At 55.8% G+C, this 22,956-nt stretch carries 23 protein-coding genes; 12 read left to right on the forward strand and 11 right to left on the reverse strand.

Going from position 1 to position 22,956, the window contains the following annotated elements; genetic code table 11:
• Positions 1-22: 22 nt before the first annotated feature.
• The 5 genes from P349_RS18700 to P349_RS18680 form a co-directional block, all read right to left on the reverse strand.
• Positions 23-895 carry a manganese catalase family protein gene (locus P349_RS18700; protein ID WP_032647135.1) on the reverse strand — a complete coding sequence of 291 codons (873 nt, stop codon included), beginning with the start codon at positions 893-895 and terminating at the stop codon, positions 23-25.
• 17 nt (positions 896-912) lie between these two features.
• Complete coding sequence (locus tag P349_RS18695) at positions 913-1,419, reverse strand: ferritin-like domain-containing protein (RefSeq protein ID WP_014883791.1); 507 nt, start codon at positions 1,417-1,419, stop codon at positions 913-915.
• A gap of 24 nt (positions 1,420-1,443) precedes the next feature.
• On the reverse strand, positions 1,444-1,647 hold the full coding sequence (locus tag P349_RS18690; protein ID WP_032647137.1) for a hypothetical protein: 204 nt from the start codon (positions 1,645-1,647) through the stop codon (positions 1,444-1,446).
• A 23-nt stretch (positions 1,648-1,670) separates the two neighbouring features.
• Positions 1,671-2,165 (reverse strand): YciE/YciF ferroxidase family protein, encoded by a 495-nt coding sequence (locus P349_RS18685; protein WP_023311678.1) that lies wholly within the window; start codon positions 2,163-2,165, stop codon positions 1,671-1,673.
• A 94-nt stretch (positions 2,166-2,259) separates the two neighbouring features.
• Positions 2,260-2,445, reverse strand: coding sequence for a general stress protein (locus tag P349_RS18680; RefSeq protein ID WP_004150795.1), 186 nt, complete (start codon positions 2,443-2,445; stop codon positions 2,260-2,262).
• A 518-nt stretch (positions 2,446-2,963) separates the two neighbouring features.
• Between P349_RS18680 and hglS the strand changes: the two genes are divergently transcribed.
• A complete protein-coding gene (gene hglS / locus P349_RS18675) occupies positions 2,964-4,307 on the forward strand; it encodes a 2-oxoadipate dioxygenase/decarboxylase HglS (protein WP_032647139.1) in 1,344 nt (447 codons plus the stop codon).
• Between the two features lie 43 nt (positions 4,308-4,350).
• Entirely contained in the window at positions 4,351-5,856 is a 1,506-nt protein-coding gene (locus P349_RS18670) for a carboxylesterase/lipase family protein (RefSeq protein WP_032647141.1), read from the forward strand.
• Here the strand turns inward: P349_RS18670 and P349_RS18665 are convergent.
• A complete protein-coding gene (locus tag P349_RS18665) occupies positions 5,843-6,685 on the reverse strand; it encodes a LysR family transcriptional regulator (protein ID WP_032647143.1) in 843 nt (280 codons plus the stop codon). The genes P349_RS18670 and P349_RS18665 overlap by 14 nt on opposite strands.
• Positions 6,686-6,799: 114 nt before the next feature.
• On the opposite strand from P349_RS18665, the gene P349_RS18660 reads away from it, so the two are divergent.
• From P349_RS18660 to rimL, 4 genes are all read left to right on the forward strand, one after another.
• Positions 6,800-7,969 carry a pyridoxal phosphate-dependent aminotransferase gene (locus tag P349_RS18660; protein ID WP_032647146.1) on the forward strand — a complete coding sequence of 390 codons (1,170 nt, stop codon included), beginning with the start codon at positions 6,800-6,802 and terminating at the stop codon, positions 7,967-7,969.
• Between the two features lie 10 nt (positions 7,970-7,979).
• Complete coding sequence (locus P349_RS18655) at positions 7,980-8,753, forward strand: transporter substrate-binding domain-containing protein (protein WP_021242531.1); 774 nt, start codon at positions 7,980-7,982, stop codon at positions 8,751-8,753.
• 242 nt (positions 8,754-8,995) lie between these two features.
• A complete protein-coding gene (locus tag P349_RS18650) occupies positions 8,996-10,651 on the forward strand; it encodes a glucan biosynthesis protein D (RefSeq protein ID WP_032647148.1) in 1,656 nt (551 codons plus the stop codon).
• Positions 10,652-10,746: 95 nt separating this feature from the next.
• Entirely contained in the window at positions 10,747-11,286 is a 540-nt protein-coding gene (rimL, locus tag P349_RS18645; protein ID WP_024908422.1) for a 50S ribosomal protein L7/L12-serine acetyltransferase, read from the forward strand.
• Here rimL and ydcK read toward each other — a convergent pair.
• Entirely contained in the window at positions 11,281-12,261 is a 981-nt protein-coding gene (gene ydcK / locus P349_RS18640; RefSeq protein WP_032647150.1) for a YdcK family protein, read from the reverse strand. The genes rimL and ydcK overlap by 6 nt on opposite strands.
• Before the next feature lie 134 nt (positions 12,262-12,395).
• Here ydcK and tehB point away from each other — a divergent pair, with 134 nt between their 5' ends.
• Complete coding sequence (tehB, locus tag P349_RS18635) at positions 12,396-12,989, forward strand: tellurite resistance methyltransferase TehB (RefSeq protein ID WP_032647152.1); 594 nt, start codon at positions 12,396-12,398, stop codon at positions 12,987-12,989.
• Here tehB and pepT read toward each other — a convergent pair.
• Complete coding sequence (gene pepT / locus P349_RS18630; protein WP_032647154.1) at positions 12,986-14,215, reverse strand: peptidase T; 1,230 nt, start codon at positions 14,213-14,215, stop codon at positions 12,986-12,988. The genes tehB and pepT overlap by 4 nt on opposite strands.
• A 111-nt stretch (positions 14,216-14,326) precedes the next feature.
• On the opposite strand from pepT, the gene P349_RS18625 reads away from it, so the two are divergent.
• A complete protein-coding gene (locus P349_RS18625) occupies positions 14,327-15,922 on the forward strand; it encodes an ABC transporter substrate-binding protein (RefSeq protein WP_032647156.1) in 1,596 nt (531 codons plus the stop codon).
• Between the two features lie 135 nt (positions 15,923-16,057).
• Positions 16,058-16,732 carry a DUF3313 domain-containing protein gene (locus tag P349_RS18620; protein ID WP_032647158.1) on the forward strand — a complete coding sequence of 225 codons (675 nt, stop codon included), beginning with the start codon at positions 16,058-16,060 and terminating at the stop codon, positions 16,730-16,732.
• A gap of 34 nt (positions 16,733-16,766) precedes the next feature.
• On the opposite strand, the gene P349_RS18615 is transcribed toward P349_RS18620, so the two are convergent.
• Positions 16,767-17,663 (reverse strand): DMT family transporter, encoded by an 897-nt coding sequence (locus P349_RS18615; RefSeq protein ID WP_032647160.1) that lies wholly within the window; start codon positions 17,661-17,663, stop codon positions 16,767-16,769.
• 173 nt (positions 17,664-17,836) lie between these two features.
• Here P349_RS18615 and P349_RS18610 point away from each other — a divergent pair, with 173 nt between their 5' ends.
• Complete coding sequence (locus P349_RS18610; RefSeq protein ID WP_024908429.1) at positions 17,837-18,709, forward strand: helix-turn-helix transcriptional regulator; 873 nt, start codon at positions 17,837-17,839, stop codon at positions 18,707-18,709.
• Here the strand turns inward: P349_RS18610 and P349_RS18605 are convergent.
• Complete coding sequence (locus P349_RS18605) at positions 18,689-19,876, reverse strand: benzoate/H(+) symporter BenE family transporter (protein ID WP_274518284.1); 1,188 nt, start codon at positions 19,874-19,876, stop codon at positions 18,689-18,691. The genes P349_RS18610 and P349_RS18605 overlap by 21 nt on opposite strands.
• A 71-nt stretch (positions 19,877-19,947) precedes the next feature.
• Here P349_RS18605 and P349_RS18600 point away from each other — a divergent pair, with 71 nt between their 5' ends.
• On the forward strand, positions 19,948-20,475 hold the full coding sequence (locus tag P349_RS18600; RefSeq protein WP_032647164.1) for a helix-turn-helix domain-containing protein: 528 nt from the start codon (positions 19,948-19,950) through the stop codon (positions 20,473-20,475).
• An 80-nt stretch (positions 20,476-20,555) separates the two neighbouring features.
• On the forward strand, positions 20,556-22,520 hold the full coding sequence (locus P349_RS18595; RefSeq protein WP_032647166.1) for a peptidase U32 family protein: 1,965 nt from the start codon (positions 20,556-20,558) through the stop codon (positions 22,518-22,520).
• Here P349_RS18595 and P349_RS18590 read toward each other — a convergent pair whose 3' ends face one another.
• Positions 22,521-22,751: a DUF2554 family protein gene (locus P349_RS18590; RefSeq protein ID WP_032647168.1), complete on the reverse strand. Its 231-nt coding sequence runs from the start codon at positions 22,749-22,751 to the stop codon at positions 22,521-22,523.
• Positions 22,752-22,956: the final 205 nt, after the last annotated feature.

Raw genomic sequence — 22,956 nt, forward strand, 5'->3', positions numbered from 1 at the left:
TCAGGGCTGCCCGGCAAACCGATTACGGTTGAGTCTTACCAGCACCCAGCTCGGCACCGGTCAGCGGGTCGGAATGTGGATCGGATTTCGTGCGGGCAGACATCGCCTTGACCAGGGTTGCCTGCTCGGTTGTGAGCGTGACGCTGGCACTGCCATCGCCGCCATCCACCGCAGGCTGGGGGGACTCAACGTAATCGAAATGTTTATCGCTGTTCCAGCTTCCGCGAACCTCTCCACCTTCAGACATATTGTAGTACTTGTTAGTGAATTCCTCGATTGGTGGCAGTTTCCCCGGTGGGAAGTTATTACGGATGGACTGCAGCGCCTTCTCAAAGGAGAGCTGATGCGCCGCCTCACGCGTCATCAGAAACGCCAGCGCGTCCTTTACGCCGGGATCGTCGGTCACGTTGATCAGCCGTTCATAGATGATTTTCGCTCTGGCTTCCGCTGCCACGTTTGAGCGCAGGTCCGCCGTCGGTTCCCCGATGGTATCGACGTAGGCCGCGGTCCAGGGTACGCCCGCAGAGTTAGTGAGCGGGGTACCGCCACCGTAGAGCAGGGAGGTGATGTGGCTGTCATTTCCGTTTTCGGTCATGGAGCGATACAGCTCAGCCTCATTTTCCACCCCTTCCGCCAGCGCACCTTTGGCACCTTTATTCAGCATACCGACCAGGGTACCGATGATTTCGAGGTGGCTTAACTCCTCGGTCGCGATATCCATCAGCATGTCCTTGCGGCCCGGATCGTCATCGCTCAACCCTTGCGTAAAGTAGCGGCAGGCGGCGGCCAGTTCACCCTGCGGTCCGCCAAACTGTTCCAGTAAAAGGTTGGCAAGGCCGGGGTTGGGTTCGGCGACGCGAACCGTGTATTGCAGCTGTTTGACGTGTCGAAACATAGGCACTCTCCTGTGGATTATTTTTTCGCTTCGACACCCGATGCGTCTGAACGCAGCAGGAACTGTTCCGTCGTTTGCGGGATATGGCGAATCAGCCAGTCGGCCATTTCACGTTCTTCTGCGAGGATCGTCTCAATAGCGGGTATCGAAGCAGTGTCCCCGGCTTTTTTGGCCGCTGCCAGCAGGGAGGTATAGCAGGCGATTTCAAACTGTTCGAAAACATAGCCGCTGATCGAGCCCTTCACGATTTCGTCTGAAGGGAACATGCCACCGATAGATTGCCCCAGCGCCGCCATTTTGCTCATCGAGTCTTTTAAGACCGAACGAGAAATATCATTACGGTCGAGGATTTCCTCCAGCAATGTGATTTGCCGTTTTGTCTCATTAATATGCTGCTCAATTCTGGCGCGAACATCAGGATAATTATCGATACGGCTGGCCATGGACTCCAGCATAGATTCGGCTTGCTTTTCCATCGCATGGGCATCGCGTAGCCAGTCATGGTAGTGTTCTACGTGATTCATCATTGTATCCTCATTAGGGTTCGCTTATTTGGTCTCACTTTCAGCAGCCTGATCGGCACGCGCGGCACTGTAGCCAGATAAATGGCCGACAATATTGGCGTAAATACTGATGATAATGACCCACAGCACGCTGTTCTTCCACCATATTACGGAAGGGATGGCGAGAATGAACCATATTATGGCTGCCGTTAAATGGCACCGTTTAATTGTCCTGAGACTGATGCTCATTTTATTTAACCTGTATTATTGCGTCATTTCTGCGCTTTTTGGTTAATATTTCCAACGGCCAGGTCGGTGAGTTTAAGGTCGGTCTCTTTTTCTTCTTCCAGGGTTTCGGCAAGAAGTTTAACGGCTTTTTTATAGCCCAGTTGTTCTGCTAATGTGGCAAGGGTACCGTAGCTGGCTATTTCGTAATGCTCAACTTTTTGTGCAGCAGCAATTAACGCGGCATCACGCACTTCATTTTTTTCCGTACTTTCGATGACTTCGTTGGCTTCTTCAATTAAGCCTTCCATCGCCACGCACTTCATGCGTTTGATCTTAATACCGTCTTCCTGCTCGACGATCTGGTCAATACGTTCAATCTGACCCTGCGTTTCCTCCAGGTGTGCGGTAAAAGCGGCGCTCAGCTTCTCGCTGGACGCGGCGCGGGCGAGCTTGCTCAGCGCGCGGGTAAGCTGCTTTTCTGCGCTGTAGGTATCCGACAGAAGATGAATAAATACATCCTCAACACTTTTCATATTCATAATAATTACGCTCCGGTAAAATAATGAAAGGGTACTGCGAGCTTTTCAGCCCGCAGCATGCTCTCTGGTTTTATTAAAAGAGTTTTAAATAAGATCAGGAGTTATCAGATTTACGGCCTCCGCCGTGACTGTTCTGTCCCCCTTTCTTACCCGCTTCAGATGCGCGTTGCGGATCGTTTTTAAAATTACCACCGCTGTGCTGGCCACCTTTACGTCCAGCTTCTGATGCTTTTTCACGGTCTTCAGCGAAATTACCGGAACCACCACGATGCTCTGCCATATTAAACCTCATAGTCATATATTGGTTATGTCAGTACGATACGAAAATATTTCCGTATCACTCGTCGTTCGAGTAATAACTCTAGTCGCTGTACGTCATCCGTCAAATGCGTTTTGCTATTTGCGGTTGCGTTATTTTTAAGTATTTGTAAATTTGCGCTTCGCTTAAAATGGAAATATGGATAGGCAGGAAGGACTTGTAAACGACCATTCGGATTAATCCTAACTTCGAGCTAAAAATTTGAAAGGTGAGGATAAAAATAATGGCGTGCTCAAATTGATTAATTTGCAGTCAGGAGAAAAGAAAAAATACTCCTTTATAGCTAGAAAGCGGAACCCTAAATAATTATAAGGAAAATCCTGGATAAAAGCGTTCAGGTCGAAAGGGTGGTTCTGTTCGGGGGCCAGTAGCACACGGTTTGACCACTGTCGTCTTAAGATCACAAATCAGAAATTCTTCCCCCCGGAAGGAACGGGTTTCTCTACACTCCAGGTAATATTCACTGGAGGCATGACATCATGGCGAACACCATCACGGCTGATGACATTCGGGAACACTTTTCGCAGGCTATGTCGGCGATGTACCAGCAGGAAGTTCCGCAGTACGGCACCTTGCTCGAACTGGTTGCGGACGTAAACCTGGCGGTTCTGGAAAATAATCCACTATTACATGAACAACTGGCTAACGCCGATGAGCTTGCGCGCCTGAACGTTGAGCGTCACGGGGCGATCCGCGTCGGCACGGCACAGGAACTTTCAACCCTGCGCCGTATGTTTGCCATTATGGGGATGTACCCGGTCAGCTATTACGATCTCTCTCAGGCGGGGGTACCGGTCCACTCAACGGCGTTTCGCCCGATCGATGATGCGGCGCTGTGTCGAAATCCGTTTCGTATCTTTACCTCGCTGCTGCGTCTTGAGCTGATTGAAAACGTCGCGCTGCGCGAACGTGCCGCAGAGATCCTCTCTCACCGGAACATCTTTACTCCCCGCTGTCTGGAACTGATCGACCTCCACGAGTCGGAAGGGCACTTTACTGACGCACAGGCCCACGAGTTTGTACAGGAAGCGTTGGAAACCTTCCGCTGGCACCGCCATGCGACGGTCGATCAGGAGACCTATCTGGCCCTGAGCAACGAGCATCGCCTGATTGCCGACGTGGTCTGCTTCCCGGGCTGCCATATTAACCACCTCACGCCGCGCACGCTGGACATTGACCGGGTGCAGGAGCTGATGCCGAAGTACGGTATCGAGCCAAAAATTCTGATTGAAGGCCCGCCGCGTCGCGAGGTGCCCGTCTTACTGCGTCAAACCAGCTTTAAGGCACTGGAAGAGCCGGTGCTGTTTGCCGGGGAACATAAGGGCACCCACACCGCGCGCTTCGGTGAGATTGAGCAGCGCGGCGTGGCGCTGACGCCGAAAGGCCGGGAACTGTACGATAGCCTTCTCGCCCAGGCCGGTACCGGTAAAGATAACCTCACGCACCAGCTGCATTTGCGGGAGATCTTTGGCGCTTTCCCGGACAGCGAACTGTTAATGCGCCGTCAGGAGCTGGCCTATTTCCGCTATCGTCTGACGCCTGCAGGTGAAGCGCATCGCCATGCGTTCCGGCCGGGAGACGATCCGCAGCCGCTGATTGAGCGCGGATGGGTGGTTGCCCAGCCGATCACCTACGAAGATTTCCTCCCGGTCAGCGCTGCGGGGATTTTCCAGTCCAATCTCGGGAACGAAACCCAGGCCCGCAGCCACGGTAACGCCAGCCGCGATGCGTTTGAAGACGCGCTGGGCTGTCCGGTGTATGACGAGTTTGCGCTCTATCAGGAGGCTGAAACCCGCAGCAAACAGCGTTGCGGTTTGCTCTGAAATCGTTACTCTGCTGGGGTGTGATGGAAAAAATAAGGTCGTTATGCAAAATCCTTCCGCCCCTGTGGTTGAAACGCGCCAGGGCGCACTGTCTGGTTTAACCGATGAAAATGTCCACGTCTGGTGCGGTATTCCCTACGCCGCACCGCCCGTGGAGGAGTGGCGCTGGCGCTCACCTCGGCCTCCTGAACGCTGGGATGGCCTGCGCGAGGCTACGGCTATCTCGCCCTCAAGCTGGCAAAGCAGCGAGTATTGTCAGGAGTTAGGCGGCGGCGATCCGGGCCAGTTTTCCGAAGATTGTCTCTACCTTAACGTCTGGTCCCCCAAAGAGCGCACCGGGACGCTTCCGGTTATGGTCTGGCTGCATGGGGGCGGGTTTACGATTGGTGCCGGAGGCCTGCCGCCGTATAACGGCAAAGCGCTGGCCACGCGCGGCGTGGTTGTCGTGACGATCAACTACCGTCTCGGTCATCTCGGCTTTTTCGCCCATCCCGCGCTGGAAGGAGAGGAAGATCGCGTGGTGCATAATTTTGCCCTGCTGGATCAAATCGCCGCCCTCGAATGGGTGCGGGAGAACATCGCCGGGTTTGGCGGCGATCCAGACAATGTGACCCTGTTTGGTGAATCCGCCGGCGCGCGCAGCGTGCTCTCTCTGCTGGCCTCGCCGCTGGCAGCAGGATTATTCCATAAGGCGATAGTGCAAAGCGGGTACACCTTGCCGGACACGCCGCGCGAGGAGGCTCTGCAAAAAGGGGAGGCGCTGGCCGCCCATTTCGGCCTGGAAAAGGCGACCGCCGATCAATTACGCGCCATTCCGCCTGAGGCGTTCTGGCCGCTCACCGCACCGCTGAACGTCGCCCCGGCGCCCATCGTTGGGGACTGCGTTCTGCCCGAAGCGATGCTGGACGTCTTTTTCGCTGCCCGCCAGCATCCCGTACCGGTGATGATTGGCTCCAACAGCGATGAGGCCAGCGTGATGGCGGTGTTTGGCATCGATCTCGCCGGACAAATTCAGAAGCTTCGCCGGGAGCGTCGCTTCGGGCTGGGGCTGATTAAGCTGCTCTATCCGGGCGTGAAAGGCGATGAAGAGCTGGGCAGACAGGTGTGCCGCGACATGGCGTTCACCACGATGGGCTATGTGGTGATGCAGGCTCAGCAGCGCGTGGGTGGATTGTGCTGGCGTTACTGGTTTGACTATGTCGCCGAGGCGGAACATGGCACCTATATCAACGGCGCCTGGCACGGCAACGAAGTGCCCTACGTCTTCGATACCCTCGGCCAGGTGGAGCCTTCACGCCAGTATGTCAACGAACGGGATCTGCAGTTTGCAGCCCAGGTGGCGGATTACTGGGTGAGCTTCGCGCGATACGCAGGGCTTCGCGACACCCTGCCCGGGCCGACGCACTGGCCCGCGTGTCGCAAAGGGCGGGACGTTCTGTTACGCATTGGTGTGAATAAACATGCAGCTTTCAGGCTTGAAAACCGCTTTATGCGCGCCCGCATGAGCCTCTTCAAACGGGTGATGAAGCACCACGTCAGCCTCGATTAAGCAAACAGGCGCGAAACGCCGCCAGTCCATTTTCCTCGCCTGGCGTTTCGCGCAGCACCAGCCGGTAGCTTGCGCCGGTTTTTATGCTGGTTTCATAGGGCCGTAGCAGTCTTCCCGCGCGGACATCTTCTTCCACCAGCGTTTCGTCGGCGATGGCAACACCCAGCCCCTGAATGGCGGCCGTAATGGCGAGATCCATCGTGTCGAAGTGTTGATTTTTGTGCATGACAAAGCCCGGACCTTCCTGTTTCGTCAGCCACAGCGACCAGTCTGTCTTATCTCTTGTGGGGTGCAGGAACGTCAGCGAGCCCAGCGCTGCTCCTGCCCGTACCGGGCTTATCACCGGGGTGAGCGCCTCTTCGAACAGCAGATCGCCTGCGCTCATGTGCGTGCCGAACACGATGGCCGCGTCGTAAGATTCGGTTTTGAAATTGACGTTGTGATCGGTGGTGGTGGTCAGCGCAATTTGCAGATCCGGCTGCTCGCGCTCCACCTCCAGCAGGCGCGGCACCAGCCAGCGCATGGCGCAGGTGGGGGCCTTGAGCCGGATCACGGTGTGCTGGCTGCGGGCCTGGTCGGCCACGGACAGCAGCTGCTCGAAAGCGGACTGTAGCTCCGGAAGCAGAGCGCTGCCCTGCGGTGAGAGGCGCAGCCCGCGCGCGTGGCGTTCAAAAAGCGGAAAGCCAAACCACGCCTCAAGGGAGGCAATCTTGCGGCTCACGGCCCCCTGCGTCAGACACAGTTCTGCGGCAGCATGGGTCAGATTCAGGTGACGCGCGGTGACTAAAAATGCGTCGATGGCGTTAAGCGGGAGCGAACGGCGCGACATGGAAAATCCTCAGCTATGCATTTTTCTCATGGCTATTATGACAACAATTCGATTGTCCCGACAGCACAGATGTTGTTTGAATAGTTATGCAATGTCCATGAGAAGGGAAAGAGGATGACTTTACGAACGCCTGTGCAAACGCGCTCCAAACTGCCCGATGTGGGCACCACCATTTTTACCGTTATCGGCCAGCTCTCGGCGCAGCATAACGCGATTAACCTTTCTCAGGGCGCACCGAATTTTTCCTGCGACCCGAAGCTGATTGCGGGCGTCACCCGTGCAATGGAGGCGGGGCACAACCAGTATGCGTCAATGACCGGCCTGCAGCCGCTAAAAGAACGTATTGCCGATAAAATTGCCACGCTCTACGGCACGCGGTATGACCCTGCCAGCGAGGTGCTGGTAACCGCCAGCGCCAGCGAAGGGCTCTATTCGGCAATCAGCGGGCTGGTGCATCCGGGTGATGAGGTGATCTACTTTGAACCGTCATTTGACAGCTACGCGCCGATTGTCCGTCTGCAGGGGGCAACGCCGATTGCCATCAAGCTCACCGTGCCGGATTTTGCCGTCAACTGGGATGAGGTTCGCGCCGCGATCACCCCGCGCACGCGCATGATTATCATCAATACGCCGCACAACCCGAGCGGTCAGGTCTTCTCCGCCAGTGACCTGCAGCAGCTGGCGGCCCTGACGCGCAATACCGACATCATTATTTTGTCTGACGAAGTGTACGAACACGTCGTTTTTGATGGTGAACCGCACCACGGGATGGCCACGCACCCGCAGCTGGCGGAGCGTAGCGTGATTATTTCCTCTTTCGGAAAAACCTATCACGTCACCGGGTGGCGCGTGGGTTACTGTGTTGCACCGGCGGTGCTGATGGACGAGATTTGTAAAGTCCATCAATTTTTAATGTTTTCTGCCGATACGCCAATGCAGCACGCGTTTGCTGAGCATATGGTCGACCCGCAAACCTGGCTGTCGCTGTCGGCGTTTTACCAGCGCAAGCGCGATCTGCTGCAGAGTCTGCTGGCCGATTCGCCGTTTACGCTGCTGCCCAGCGCCGGATCGTTCTTCATGCTGGCGGACTACAGCCAGTTCAGCGACGAGCGCGACAGCGAGCTGGTGAAACGGCTGATCGTCGAGTACGGTGTTGCCACCATTCCGCTGTCGGCGTTTTATGCGGACGGTACGGATAATAAATTGATTCGTCTCTCTTTTGCGAAAGATGAGGCGACGTTACGGGCAGGTGCCCAGGCCCTGTGTCGGGTTAAACCACGCTAAGGAGTTTGAGATGAAATTACGCGCGCTAGTTGTCGGCATGGGATTGCTGTGTACCTTTTCCTCCTTCGCGGCGTCCGAGCTGCGTTACGGTCTGGAAGCAGAGTATCCGCCGTTTGAAAGCCGCAATGCGGCAGGCGAGCTGGAAGGGTTTGACGTTGAGCTGGGGAATGCCATCTGCAAAGCGGCAGCGCTGAAGTGCAGCTGGGTGGAAACCTCGTTTGATGCGCTGATCCCGGGGCTGGTGGCGAAGAAATTCGACGCCATCAACTCGGCGATGAACATTACCGAGCAGCGCCGCAAGAGCATTGATTTTACCCAGCCAATTTACCGTATTCCGTCACAGCTGGTCGGCAAGGCCGGTACGGCGGTTGAGGCGACGCCTGAAGGGCTGAAGGGCAAAACCATCGGCGTGCTGCAGGGTTCCATTCAGGAAACCTATGCCAAAGAGCACTGGGAAAAGCAGGGTGTCACCGTGGTGTCTTATAAAGATCAGAATATGGCCTGGGGCGATCTGCTGAATGGCCGTATCGACGCCTCGCTGGTCATGTCCGCGGCCGGGCAGGCAGGTTTCCTCAGCAAGCCGCAGGGGAAAGGGTTTGGCTTCATCGGCAAACCGGTGTCTGACGACACTATCCTCGGCAGCGGGATCGGTTTTGGGTTGCGTAAGGGTGACGAGGCCACCAAAAAGCAGCTTGATGCCGCAATTGATAAAGTGCGTGCCGACGGCACGATCGCTAAACTCGCTGATAAGTACTTCCCGGGTATCGATGTCAGCGTAAAATAACCGCCTCATTGGCCCCGGCGAACGATGTCGCGCCGGGGCATTTTTATAAACATTTTCCAGGCTTTCTTTACACCACTTTCGGGCCGTTCTGGTCGACAGAAAATATTTCTCACTTTGTTCAGATAATCACCGGCCAACAATTGGATTCTTAACCATTTTTGTTTAGGCTGTGCGTTCTTTCTTGCCGTCATTTCGCCGAGCGCGGAACACATTCACACGACCATAAGGACGTTTTTCCAGGCATGAATCGCAGACGTTTTCTAAAAGGCTCGCTGGCAGTGGCAGCCCTGAGCGGCACATCCGGCCTTGCTTCCCTGTTTTCCAAAGCGGCATACGCTGCCGACTCTGACATTGCTGACGGCCAGAGCCGTCGTTTTGACTTCTCCGTACTGCAATCCATGGCGCATGACCTGGCGAAAACCCCGTGGGGTGGCGCGCCGCGTCCGCTGCCGGAGACGCTGGCGACGATGACGCCGCAGGCGTACAACGCCATCCGCTACGATGAAAAACAGTCACTGTGGAACAACATTGAAGGGCGTCAGCTGGACGTGCAGTTCTTCCATATGGGAATGGGGTTCCGCCGTCGCGTGCGGATGTTCTCGCTGGACCAGTCCACCTCTATGGCGCGCGAGATCCACTTCCGCCCGGAGCTGTTCAGCTACGGCGAAACGGGTGTGGATACCAAACAGCTGGAAGGGCAAAGCGATCTCGGCTTTGCGGGCTTCCGCGCGTTTAAGGCGCCGGAGCTGGCGCGTCGCGATATCGTCTCTTTCCTGGGCGCGAGCTATTTCCGCGCAGTGGATGACACTTACCAGTACGGCCTTTCTGCCCGCGGTCTGGCGGTAGATACCTTTACCGACACGCCGGAAGAGTTCCCGGACTTTACCTCCTTCTGGTTTGAAACCGTCAAACCCGGCGACACAACCTTTACCGTCTATACGCTGCTCGACAGTCCGAGCATTACCGGCGCCTATAAGTTTGTGATCCACTGCGAGAAGAGCCAGGTGATCATGGAGGTGGAAAACCATCTCTATGCGCGGAAGGATATCAAGCAGCTCGGCATCGCACCGATGACCAGCATGTTCAGCTGCGGCAATAACGAACGCCGCATGTGCGACACCATTCATCCGCAAATCCATGACTCCGACCGCCTGGCAATGTGGCGCGGCAATGGGGAGTGGATTTGTCGTCCGCTGAACAACCCGCAGAAGCTGCAGTTCAATGCCTATATGGACAAAAACCCGAAAGGGTTCGGCCTGCTGCAGCTCGATCGCGATTTCTCGCACTATCAGGACGTGATGGGCTGGTATAACAAACGCCCGAGCCTGTGGGTTGAACCGCGTAACGACTGGGGTAAAGGCGCGGTTGGCCTGATGGAGATCCCGACCACCGGTGAAACGCTGGATAACGTGGTCTGCTTCTGGCAGCCGGAAAAAGCGGTGAAAGCGGGCGACGAGCTGGACTTTAAATATCGTCTGTACTGGAGCGCCATGCCGCCGGTGCGTTCTCCGCTGGCCAACGTCTTCGCCACCCGTACCGGTATGGGTGGGTTCCCGGAGGGCTGGGCACCGGGCGAAAACTACCCGAAAGTGTGGGCCCGTCGCTTTGCGATTGATTTTGTCGGCGGCGACCTGAAGGCCGCTGCGCCAAAAGGCATCGAGCCGGTGATTACGCTCTCCAGCGGCGAAGCGAAGCAGGTGGAGATCCTCTACGTTGAGCCGTTTGACGGCTATCGCATTCTGTTTGACTGGTACCCGACGTCGGATTCGACGGAGCCGGTGGATATGCGCCTGTTCCTGCGCTGCCAGGGCGACGCCATCAGCGAAACCTGGCTGTACCAGTATTTCCCACCGGCGTCGGATAAACGTCAGAATGTTGATGATAGGGTGATGCGTTAACCCTTGTGCCGGGTGGCGGCTTCGCCTTACCCGGCCTGTGTTTCGATACTGTAGGCCGGGTAAGCGCTAGCGCCACCCGGCAATTGAGAGGCACCATGTCTTCAGAAATCATTCCCGTTTCACAACACATCGAACTGCGTTCCGTCGAAGAACATTACGCCACCGACCTGCACAATCTCGTCGTCAAAAACAAAACCTTTCTGCAAACCGCCTTTGACTGGGCGCAGCACGTGGGCAGCGAAGAGGATACCCGCCGTAACGTGCAGAGTAATCAGATGCTGCACCAGCGCGGCTACGCCAAAATGTTTATGATCTTCAAGGATGGCGCGCTGGTTGGCGTGCTTTCGTTTAACACGATTGAACCGACCAACAAAACTGGCTACATCGGCTACTGGCTGGATGAAGCCCACCAGGGGCAGGGTATTCTCTCCCGGTCTCTGCAGGCATTTATGCGCTACTACGTCGAGCGCGGTGAGATCCGCCGTTTTGTGATCAAGTGTCGGGTGGCGAATCAGCACAGCAACAGCGTTGCTGTGCGCAACGGTTTTACGCTGGAAGGGTGCCTGCGGGAAGCGGAATACCTGAATGGCCGCTTTGACGATGTGAATATCTACGGCAGGATCTGTACCCTATAACGCCCCCAGCAGCGGCGTGCGTGTGATGCGCTGGTCGCCGTTAATCAATTTTTCGCCGCGCAGGTGAATGCTCTCGCCGGCAAACGCTTCAATGACCGCGTTATCGGTGATTTCGACCCGATGCTCGATAAGCACATCACCGCTGATGCGCGCGCGTCCCTGGATCACCACTTTGTCATCCAGCATGATCGGCCCGCCGCGCAGCCACGCCTGACCACCAATCAGGACGTGGTGCTTGATGATGCAGTTTCCTTCCACCACGGCATTCTCCGCAATCTGCGAGCTGTAGCGCACCGTCGGAATGGCATCGTCGTCAAAACCGGCAATCACGCGGGCGTTACCATAGACCTTTGCGCAGTCGCACACCCAGACGTTATTCAGGTCGTTACCCTCGAGGATCGCGTTGTCGAAGACTTCGGCCCGGTGCTCAACAAAGGCAAAATTAACCATTGCCTCACCGTAGATTTGCGCCTGGTGCACAATGCGCGACTGGCTGACCGTCGCCTTATCGTAGATTTGTAGGATCTGTTCATGGTCCGGCGTTAACCCTTTGGCAGCAATCACCACGCTGTGATGCAGCACGCGTGCTTCGCCGTAGATATGACACTCGCCGCGTACGCAGGACTGCTGAATGGTGACGTTGTCACTTATACGCGCCCCGTGGCTGACCTCCGCGCCGTCCAGCCAGCAGCTGTCGCCGATATGCGCGTCATGGCTAATGATGCATGGAAGGGTAAGACGCGCGTTGCCGGACACGGTTGCACCCGCGAACACCACGCTGTTTTCGTCGTAGATCCAGCAGTCGCCGTCCTGCGCGAGGGCGCGCTCATCGTCAATCCAGCCGCCTTTCGTGCCGGCCGTCACGTCGTTAAAGTCCGCCGTCGCGACGATCTGCCGCAACGTCGCAGAGTGGGTGGTTTCGCCGTTTTTCCATTGCCAGAGGCGGGTTTCATCGCTGAGCCGGTATTTTTTCATCGTTTGATCTCTGGTATGCGTCTTCACTAAACGTAGCAAATTTTTCGGTTTTAGAACGGCTGGCAACCAGACGGTAAACGCCTTAAAATGGTATGTAAAATGCACTTTCACTTTATGCGAACGCAGGAAAAACAATGACCGTCGATGAGACTTACTTCACAGAGAAATATGGCTTAACCCGTACCCATTCAGAGGTGCTGTACAGCGCGGAGATTGTGAAGCCCGGTAAAACGCTGGATCTGGGCTGCGGCAACGGCCGTAACAGCCTGTACCTCGCGGCCAACGGGTACGACGTGACCGCGTGGGACAAAAACCCGATGAGCATCGACAATATCGAGCGAATCAAAGCGGAAGAAGGGATCGCTAATCTGCATACCGCGATTAAGGATCTGAACAACCTGAGCTTTGACGGCGAGTACGATTTCATTCTCTCCACCGTGGTGCTGATGTTCCTGGAGTCAAAAACCATCCCGGGCCTTATTGCCAACATGCAGCGCTGCACGAGGCCGGGCGGTTACAACCTGATCGTTGCCGCCATGGATACGGCGGATTACCCGTGCACCGTCGGCTTCCCGTTTGCGTTTAAAAGCGGTGAGCTGAGCAACTACTACGAAGGCTGGGAGTTGCTCAAATACAACGAAGATGTTGGCGAACTGCACCGTACCGATGAGCACGGCAACCGCATCAAGCTGCGCTTTGCCACAATGCTGGCGCGCAAGCCCGCTTAACGGGCGGCCAGCAGGCAGAGCTGGAGAGCAGTCTTGTAAGACGCCTCGAACGACGACAGCGGCAGGAATTCAAACTTCGAGTGGAAGTTATGCGCGCCGGTGAAGAAGTTCGGGGTGAGCAGACCTTTTGCCGAGAGCGCCGCGCCGTCGGTGCCGCCGCGCATCGGCGTTGGTTTAGGCGTAATGCCGAGCGATTCCATTGCCTCGAACATCAGATCGATGGCGCGCCGGTCTTCGCCAATCGCATTGCTGATATTGCTGTAGGTATCTTCAATGCGATAGTCCACTCTGGCCGTTGGATGTTGGGCGGCAATCAGCGCGGCCACGTCGGCAATCTGCTGCTTGCGGGCGGCAAAGCTGTCCTTGTCAAAGTCGCGGATATTGGCCTTAAGAACGGCCTCGTTCTGTCCGGCCTGAATACCGTTAAACCAGATATAGCCTTCACGCCCCTCGGTGCACTCCGGCGTTTGCTGGCGGTCAAAATGGTTAATGTAGTCAGTCGCCATCAGCAGGGGATTCACCAGTACGCCTTTGGCGGACATCGGGTGCGCCGTCACGCCGGTAAAACGGATCTCCGCGGCCGCCGCATTAAAATTCTCGTAGACAATTTCCCCCAGCTCGCAGCAGTCGATGGTCCAGGCAAAGTCGACGTCAAAGCGCGTAAGATCCAGCGCCTTGGCACCGTTCAGGCCGATCTCTTCGTCAGGCACAAACGCCACGACGATATCCCCATGCCGATGCTCCGCCGTCAGGTTTTCCAGCACCGTCATGACCACCGTGACCGCCGATTTATTATCCGCGCCCAATACGCTGGTTCCGTCGCTGAAAATAATCTCCTCATTCGGATAAGCCAGAATTTCCGGATGCTCCTCTACCCGTAGCCAGATGTCTTTCTCTTTATTCAGACAGAGATCTTCACCGGTAAAGGTTAATATTTGTGGATGAATATCCGGTGACAGTCCCACGTCGACGGTATCAATATGGGTAATAAAGCCGATGCGCGGCGCACCGGGCACGTTGCCTTTTTTAACCGCCGTCACCGTGGCGAATTCATCAATCACAATATCGTCTAACCCCAGCTGTGCCAGCTCCTGCGCCAGTTCCCGCGCCATGTCGTGCTGGCCCGGCGTTGAGGGCAGGGTTTTGACTTTAGGGTCGCTCTGGCTGGTGATCGCGAGATAGCGGAAAAAACGGTGCGTTAATTGTCTGGAAAGCGGCGAGCCCATAGTGATTTATTCCTTATTTATTTTTCAGGTGTTTGCCACATCACTTTAATGTTATTTATGAAATGGCAAAAGAATTAATTAGCCGTCGAATTAAAAAGACAGGAATAAATGATGAAAAGCAAACTCACAACTATAGCGCTGGCACTCGCTGCACTCACGGTCAGTTCCGCCGTTGCCGCGAAAACGCTGGTGTATTGCTCCGAAGGATCGCCGGAAAACTTTAATCCTCAATTATACACCTCGGGAACCAGCGTGGACGCCAGCGCCGTGCCGGTCTATAGCCGGCTGGTCGATTTCAAACCCGGTACCACGGAGCTGGTGCCGAGCCTGGCGGAGCGCTGGGAGGTGAGCGACGACGGCAAGGTTTATACCTTCCATCTGCGTAAAGGCGTGAAGTTCCAGAGCAATAAATCCTTTACGCCGACCCGCGACTTTAACGCCGACGACGTGATTTTCTCGTTTATGCGGCAGAAAGACGTGAATCATCCTTACCACAACGTCTCTAACGGCAGCTACTCCAACTTCGAAAGCCTGGAGTTTGGTAGCCTGATAACCAGCATTGATAAAGTCGATGACCATACCGTGCGCTTTACCCTGGCGCACCCGGAAGCGCCGTTTGTCGCCGATCTGGCCTGGTATTTTGCCTCAATCCTTTCAGCGGAGTATGCCGACGCGATGCTGAAAGCAGGCACGCCGGAGAAGGTGGATATGGAACCCATCGGCACCGGGCCGTTTAAGCTGGCGCAGTATCAGAAGGACTCCCGGATCCTGTTCACTGCGTTTGCCGACTACTGGCAGGGGAAATCGAAGCTGGACAGGCTGGTGTTCAGCATCACCCCGGATGCCTCAGTGCGTTTTGCCAAAATTGAGAAGAACGAATGTCAGGTGATGCCGTTCCCGAATCCGGCCGATCTGCCGCGCATGAAGGCCAACAAAGACATCAATCTGATGAGTAAGGCGGGGCTGAATACCGGCTTCCTGGCGTTCAACACGCAGAAGCCGCCGCTGGATAACGTGAAGGTCCGTCAGGCGCTGGCGATGGCCATCAACAAACCGGCGATTATTGATGCGGTGTTCCACGGTACCGGCACCGTGGCGAAGAATCTGCTGCCGCCGGGCGTCTGGAGCGCCGACAGCGAACTTAAGGATTACGACTACGATCCTGAAAAAGCCAAAGCGCTGCTGAAAGAGGCCGGTTTTGCCAGTGGCGTGAGCGTCGACCTGTGGGCGATGCCGGTACAGCGTCCGTACAATCCGAATGCGAAACGCATGGCGGAGATGATTCAGGCGGACTGGGCGAAAATTGGCGTACAGACCAAAATCGTCACCTACGAATGGGGTGAATACCTTAAGCGCGTGAAGGGCGGCGAACATCAGGCCGCGCTGATGGGCTGGACGACCGCAACGGGCGATCCCGATAACTTCTTTGGTCCGCTGTTTACCTGTACCTCGGCAAACGGCGGCTCAAATTCGGCGAAATGGTGCTTTAAGCCCTTTGATAAAATTATTGCGGAAGCAAAATCAACGACCGATCGCGATAAACGCGTGGCGCTGTATAAAGAGGCTCAGCAGATGATGCATGACCAGATGCCCGCGGTGATGATTGCGCATTCAACCATTTTCGAACCGGTGCGCAAGGAGGTGACGGGCTATGAAATCGACCCGTTTGGCAAACATCTGTTCTGGCAACTGGATATAAATCAGTAATTTTTCACTGCCCGGCGCGCCTCCGGGCAGTCTTTTTGCAATTTGTGCTCACCGCATCATTTTTTGTCACAACAAACCCGCCAGTCTTTTGCTATAACTTCAAATGCATACTTGCAGATAACATGGAAAACTATCATGCGTACTCAAACTTTTTTTAAAGTTGCAGTGCTTACTGGTCTGTTGGCGTTAGCGGGCTGTTCTTCAAAAGTCGCCGCCCCGGAACAATACTCAGGCTATTTAAAAAACTATTCTGGCTTGAAGGAAACCACGTCAGCAACGGGCAAACCAACATTGCGTTGGGTTGACCCGTCATATAACGAAGCCAATTATGACAGTATCGTCTGGAATCCGATTACGTATTATCCCGTTCCAAAACCAACTACGCAGATTGGTCAAAAAACGCTGGATGAGTTGCTGAGTTATACCAATAACAAAATGAAAACCGCGGTTGGCCAGCGTAAACCTATCGTCACTACGCCAGGGCCGCGCAGCCTGATCTTCCGCGGTGCGATTACCGGGGTAAGCTCGAAGAAAGAAGGTCTGCAATTCTATGAAGTGGTGCCTGTTGCGCTGGTTGTAGCGGGTACGCAAATGGCGACGGGTCACCGTACAATGGATACCCACCTGTACTTTGAAGGTGAGTTAATTGATGCGAAAACCGGCAAGCCGGTCATTAAAGTGGTTCGTAAAGGCGAAGGTAAAGAGCTGAATAACGAAAGCACACCAATGACCTTTGCAACGCTGAAGCAGGTTGTTGATGACATGGCGACGGATGCCACCATGTTTGATGTGAAAAAGACCGCAAAATAAAATAAAACGGCCTGCGTAATGCAGGCCTTTTTATTTATGCCATCCGTAAGCGCCTGAACCAGGTTTCCGGTTTGGTAAACATCACCATATTTCCTCCCAGAATCAGCACTAACCCCACGATACCGTTGATATGCCAGACGTAGCCTTCATACACCGTGGAGATGGAGAGCGCTACCAGCGGGAAGAGTAGCGTGCTATAGGCCGCTTTGCCCGGACCAATGCGTCCCACCAGCGTGAAGTAGGCACCAAAAGCAATCACCGAGCCAAACAGAGCCAGATACACCAGCGCACCGAGATAGCTCACCGTCCATTCCGGCACAAAGCTGTCGCCTCTGAACAGGGCAATGCAGCCCATCACCAGCGTGCCATAGAGCATCGCCCAGGCGTTGGTGGTCATGGTTTCCAGTCCTCTGCGCTGATGGCGCATGCTGATCATATTGCCCAGCGAGAAGCCGTAGGTACCGAGTGCGGAAAGCCCAATCCCGGTCAGGAGTGACGCGCTCCAGCCGCTGGCCAGCAGATCGTCCCAGAAGAGGGTGATGATCCCAACCAGACCCAGTGCCGCCGCCGTCCAGAAACGCGCGGGCGGGCGCTGCCCGAAGAAAATAAAGCTGTTAATGGCGTTATAGAGTACGGCCATAGAGAAGATCACCGATTCCAGCCCGGTGTTGATGTGCGAGGCTGCGGTGTAAAAACACCAGAAGTTAAAGCAGAAAACGCAGCATCCCTGGAGTATGCAATATAGGTGATCCCGCAGCGCCAGCGTGCGCAGGCGGCGCAGGGCGATTAACACCATCATCATCGTGAGGCTGGCGACGGCGAAACGCCAGAAAATAGAGACGGGCGCCGCCACGGGACCCTGCTGCAGAAAAATGGCAATCCAGGTGGTTCCCCAGATGACCACCACCAGTCCATAGAGTAATGCGTTCATATTTTTCTCTTCTCAAACCCCGAAAGCACGCAGTATGGCGCTGAGATGCGTAACGGGCTTTCACCGGCTTGCGGGTGACTTGCAAAATCTTGCGCTTTTTTCTTCCGAGGGGACTGGCAACGAGAGACAACTCTTCTTAGACTGAGATTCCGGTCAATCACGCGCTAACGGTTATGTCTCACGCTTACGATACCTTTGAAACGCTTTGCCAACAGAATGCGGTCCTGCGGGAAACCGTCTCGCTGAATTCGGGTATTCAGCTGGCAGCGTGGTACAACAAGCACGATACGATAACGGTAAAAAGCAACCATCATACCCTCAGCCTGTACGTGGCTGACGGCTACGAAAGCTATCAAAAAACGCCGGGCGGCTGGAAGAACGGTGGGGGGCCGGACCGTTTCTGCCTGATGCCCAAAGAGAGCGAATCGACGTGGGATATCCGTGATGACCTGTCGTTTGTGCATCTCTACTGCACCGATGAACACCTGCGCGACGTAGGGGAAAAAATCTGGGACAAGCGCCCGCTATCGCTGACCCTGGACGAGCGCATTTTTGGTAGCGATCCGAAGATTACCACGCTGTATCGCCAGTTTTTACTGGGCTGCGACTGGCAGCAGCACGCCAACCAGCTCACTCTGAGCACGGCCTCCACGCTGCTGCTGACCCATCTGCTGCAAAACTACTCAAACGTGCAGTGGAAGCTGCCGGTTGTCACGGGAGGGTTGTCGCCGTTTGTGCTGCGCAACGTCCTCGCCTTTATCGAAGAGAATCTCGGGCAGCCCCTGACGCTGGCCGAACTGGCGGCGCAGGCTGCCCTCAGCGAATACCATTTTGCACGCATGTTCCGCCAGTCGACGGGGTTGGCGCCACATCAGTATGTGATGCAGAGGCGAATGGATAAAGCGAAAGCCCTCGTCCAGCACACCTCGACGCCGCTGACGGAGATCGCACTTGCCTGCGGGTTTAACTCCGCCAGCCACTTCAGCAACCGCTTTCGCAGCGCGACGGGCATGACGCCTTCGCAGCTACGCGCGGCGAGCGCGTGAAAACAGGGCGTAGCATACTCCGCCCAGCACCAGCCCCCAGAATGCCGAACCGATGCCCAGGATCGTGACGCCGCTCGCGGTCATCAGGAATGTAACGATGGCCGCATCGCGCTCCGCTTCGTGGCTTAATGCCTGATATAAACTCCCGCTGATGGTGCCCAGCAGCGCCAGACCGGCGAGCGTCTGGATCCAGCTAAGCGGCAGCGCGGCCATCAGCCCGGTAATGGAGCCGCCGAAAATCCCCGCCAGCAGATAAAACCCTCCGGCAGCGATGGCCGCCAGCCAGCGTTTATCGGCATCCGGGTGCGCATCCGGGCTTTGACAAATAGCGGCAGTAATGGCCGCAACGCAGATAGAAAAGACGCCAAACGGAGAAAACAGCAGCGCCAGTCCACCCGTGACGATGATGAGCGGTGAGACCGCCAGCGGGTAACCGGAGGCCTTCATCGTGGCGAACCCCGGCGCGTTTTGCGAGGCCATGGTCACCAGGAAGAAGGGCACGCCAATACTCACCAGGCTTGTGAAGGTGAAGGCGGGCGCAATAAACTCAGGCATCACCAGAGAAAGCGTGAGCTTATCAGTGACAACGTCACCTCCCGCCCAGGCCACAATACCGCCGACCAGCAGCGTAACGACGATGGCATAGCGCGGCGCCAGCGCTTTTGCGATCAGCCACGCCGCAATCATGCTGCCGCACAGCAGAAAGTGCCCTTCGAGATGCGCAAACGCGTGCAGGCCAAACTGCAGCAATACCCCCGCCAGCATGGCGGCAGCAAGCGAATGGGGGATCAGCTTCATCAGACGCGCGAAGAGCCCGGTAATGCCGCAGAGCAAAATAAGCGCGTTCGCAAAGATGAACACGCCGATGGTTTCCGCCAGCGTGACGCCGTGCAGGCTGGTGGCGAGCAGCGCCGCGCCGGGCGTCGACCAGGCGGTCAGGACCGGCGCCTTGTACCACCAGGAAAGCGCCAGCGTGCTGACGCCCATCCCAATTCCCAGCGCGGTCATCCAGCCCGCAATCTGCTGTGCGCTGGCGCCTGCCGCAGCGGCAGCCTGCCAGATGATGGCGGCCGAGCTGGCGTAACCGACCAGCACGGCGACAAATCCAGCCAGTGCGACTGGAACAAGGTGAGAGGAAGGGCGCATGAAAACTCCGTTGTGCGTTATAGCGTCCGGGATAAGGTAGCACTGTGCGCTATAGCGTACAAGTGGTATGCTGGTCGTCACCAGGAGGGAACATGGACATCACACGACATCTTGCAACCACATTGAAAACGCTGCGCCAGGCGCGCGGCTGGAGTTTGTCGAAGCTCGCAGACGAGACCGGCGTGTCAAAGGCCATGCTCGGGCAAATCGAGCGCAATGAATCCAGCCCGACGGTGTCGACGCTGTGGAAAATTGCCACGGGACTGAACGTTCCGTTTTCCGCCTTCATCACGCCGGAGGCGGACCAGCAGGCGGTATTTGACCCCCAGCAGCAGGCGATGATCGTCAAGCCGCTATTTCCGTGGGACGAGACGCTCAGATTTGATTATTTCTCCATTACCCTGGCACCCGGTGCGCTGAGTGAATCCACGCCGCATGAGGCCGGAGTGATTGAACATGTGGTGGTGGTCAGCGGCGAGCTGGAGATGAAGCTTGACGGCAAGTGGCAGACGATTTCTGCCGATTCGGGCGTCCGTTTTGCCGGCGATAAACCGCACGCCTACCGCAACAGCAGCGACCGGACGGTGCATTTTCACTCCCTGATTCATTATACCCGCTGAGGCTACGCAAAACTGTTTCGCTGACGCATACTTCTGACTACAATAGCCGCCATTTTGACCATAACGGATAACGACGAAGTATGCGCCTGCAATCCCATCATCTTGAACTTTTAAGCCCGGCCCGCGACGCCGCCATAGCCCGTGAAGCGATCCTTCATGGCGCTGACGCCGTCTACATTGGCGGCCCTGGCTTCGGTGCCCGCCATAACGCCAGCAACAGCCTGAGCGATATTGCTGAACTGGTGCCGTTCGCCCACCGATTTGGGGCGAAAGTGTTCGTGACCCTGAACACCATTCTTCATGATGATGAGCTGGAGCCTGCGCAACGTCTGATTACCGATCTCTACCAGACCGGCGTGGATGCCCTGATTGTTCAGGATATGGGCGTGCTTGAGCTGGATATTCCGCCCATTGAACTGCATGCCAGTACCCAGTGTGATATCCGAACGGTCGAGAAGGCGAAATTTCTCTCCGACGTCGGCTTTTCGCAGATCGTCCTCGCGCGCGAGCTGAATCTGAATCAGATCCGCGATATTCATCAGGCGACAGACGCGACGATCGAGTTCTTTATCCACGGCGCGCTATGCGTGGCCTATTCCGGTCAGTGCAATATTTCCCACGCCCAGACGGGCCGCAGCGCCAACCGCGGCGACTGCTCTCAGGCCTGCCGTCTGCCGTATACCCTGAAAGACGATCAGGGCCGCGTCGTGGCGTTCGAAAAACACCTGCTCTCCATGAAGGATAACGATCAGACTGCCAACCTGGGCGCGCTGATCGACGCGGGCGTGCGTTCCTTCAAGATTGAAGGGCGCTATAAAGATATGAGCTACGTGAAGAACATCACCGCGCACTATCGCCAGATGCTGGACGCCATTATTGAGGATCGCGGCGACCTGGCGCGCGCGTCGGCCGGCCGCACCGAGCATTTCTTTATTCCGTCGACGGACAAAACGTTCCACCGCGGCAGCACGGACTATTTCGTGAATGCCCGTAAAGGGGATATCGGCGCGTTTGACTCACCGAAGTTTATCGGTTTACCGGTCGGCGAAGTGCTGAAAGTGGCGAAAGATCACCTTGATGTTGCAGTGACGGAGCCGCTGGCGAACGGCGATGGCCTTAACGTGATGATTAAGCGCGAAGTCGTGGGCTTCCGTGCGAATACGGTCGAGAAAACCGGCGAGAACCGCTACCGCGTATGGCCGAATGAAATGCCGGCCGATCTCTACAAGGCGCGACCGAACGCGGCGCTTAACCGCAACCTCGATCATAACTGGCAGCAGGCGCTGCTGAAAACCTCCAGCGAACGCCGTATCGCCGTGGATATTGAGCTGGGCGGCTGGGAAGAGCAGCTGATCCTGACCATGACCTGTGAAGACGGTATCAGCGTGACGCATACGCTCGATGGTCTTTTCGAGGTGGCAAACAACGCGGAAAAAGCGCTTAACAGCCTGAAGGATGGCGTGGCGAAGCTGGGCCAGACGATTTACTACGCCCGAACTATCGACGTGAATCTGCCGGACGCGCTGTTCGTGCCGAACAGCCTGCTGAACCAGTTCCGCCGCGAAACGGCAGAGATGCTGGATGCCGCGCGCCTGGCACAGTATCCGCGCGGTAGCCGTAAAGCCGAAGCCGTCCCTGCGCCAGTATACCCGGACACCCATTTGTCCTTCCTCGCCAACGTTTACAACCATAAAGCACGTGAATTCTATCATCGCCACGGCGTGCAGCTGATCGACGCGGCCTATGAAGCGCATGAAGAGAAGGGCGATGTGCCGGTGATGATCACCAAGCACTGCCTCCGCTTTGCGTTTAACCTGTGTCCTAAGCAGGCGAAAGGGAACATTAAGAGCTGGAAGGCCACCCCAATGCAGCTGGTAAACGGTGACGAAGTTCTGACCCTTAAGTTCGACTGCCGTCCTTGCGAAATGCATGTGATTGGCAAGATGAAAAACCACATCTTCAAAATGCCGCAGCCCGGCAGTATTGTGGCATCCGTCAGTCCGGACGACCTGATGAAAACCCTGCCAAAACGCAAGGGCAGTTAATTACCTGACGTGCGTGTCCGGTTTGCGCGACTTCTGCCACAGGTGGTGTTCGCGCAAACCCTCCGCCGACTCTTCCGCAGCGCTTCGCAACTCATCGCTGTCGGCTTCATGACGAAGCTGATGCGCCACGTTCTTTACCCATATGTATTCATGTCCTTTGTGCCCGGCCATAAGCTGGCCTGAAAACAGCGCGCAGATCAGCATGATAAGAGATAACCCTTTTTTAATCATGGTTTCACCGTTGAATGATATTGCAGAATAATCATGCCGATTATTTTTTAGTGTTATTATTCAAAAGTTCAAATTAGCGCAAAGAGAATGTCAAAGAGTGTGGTTCAAAAATCAACCTAAGATATTTCCTAAAAATCTATTGCGATTTGTAAACTGCCATTTTTAGTACACAATTGGACAGTTGCATTAAGGATAAATCCTATAT

This window comes from Enterobacter sp. DC4 (assembly GCF_000568095.1).
In the GTDB taxonomy this organism is placed as follows: Bacteria; Pseudomonadota; Gammaproteobacteria; order Enterobacterales; family Enterobacteriaceae; genus Enterobacter; species Enterobacter pseudoroggenkampii.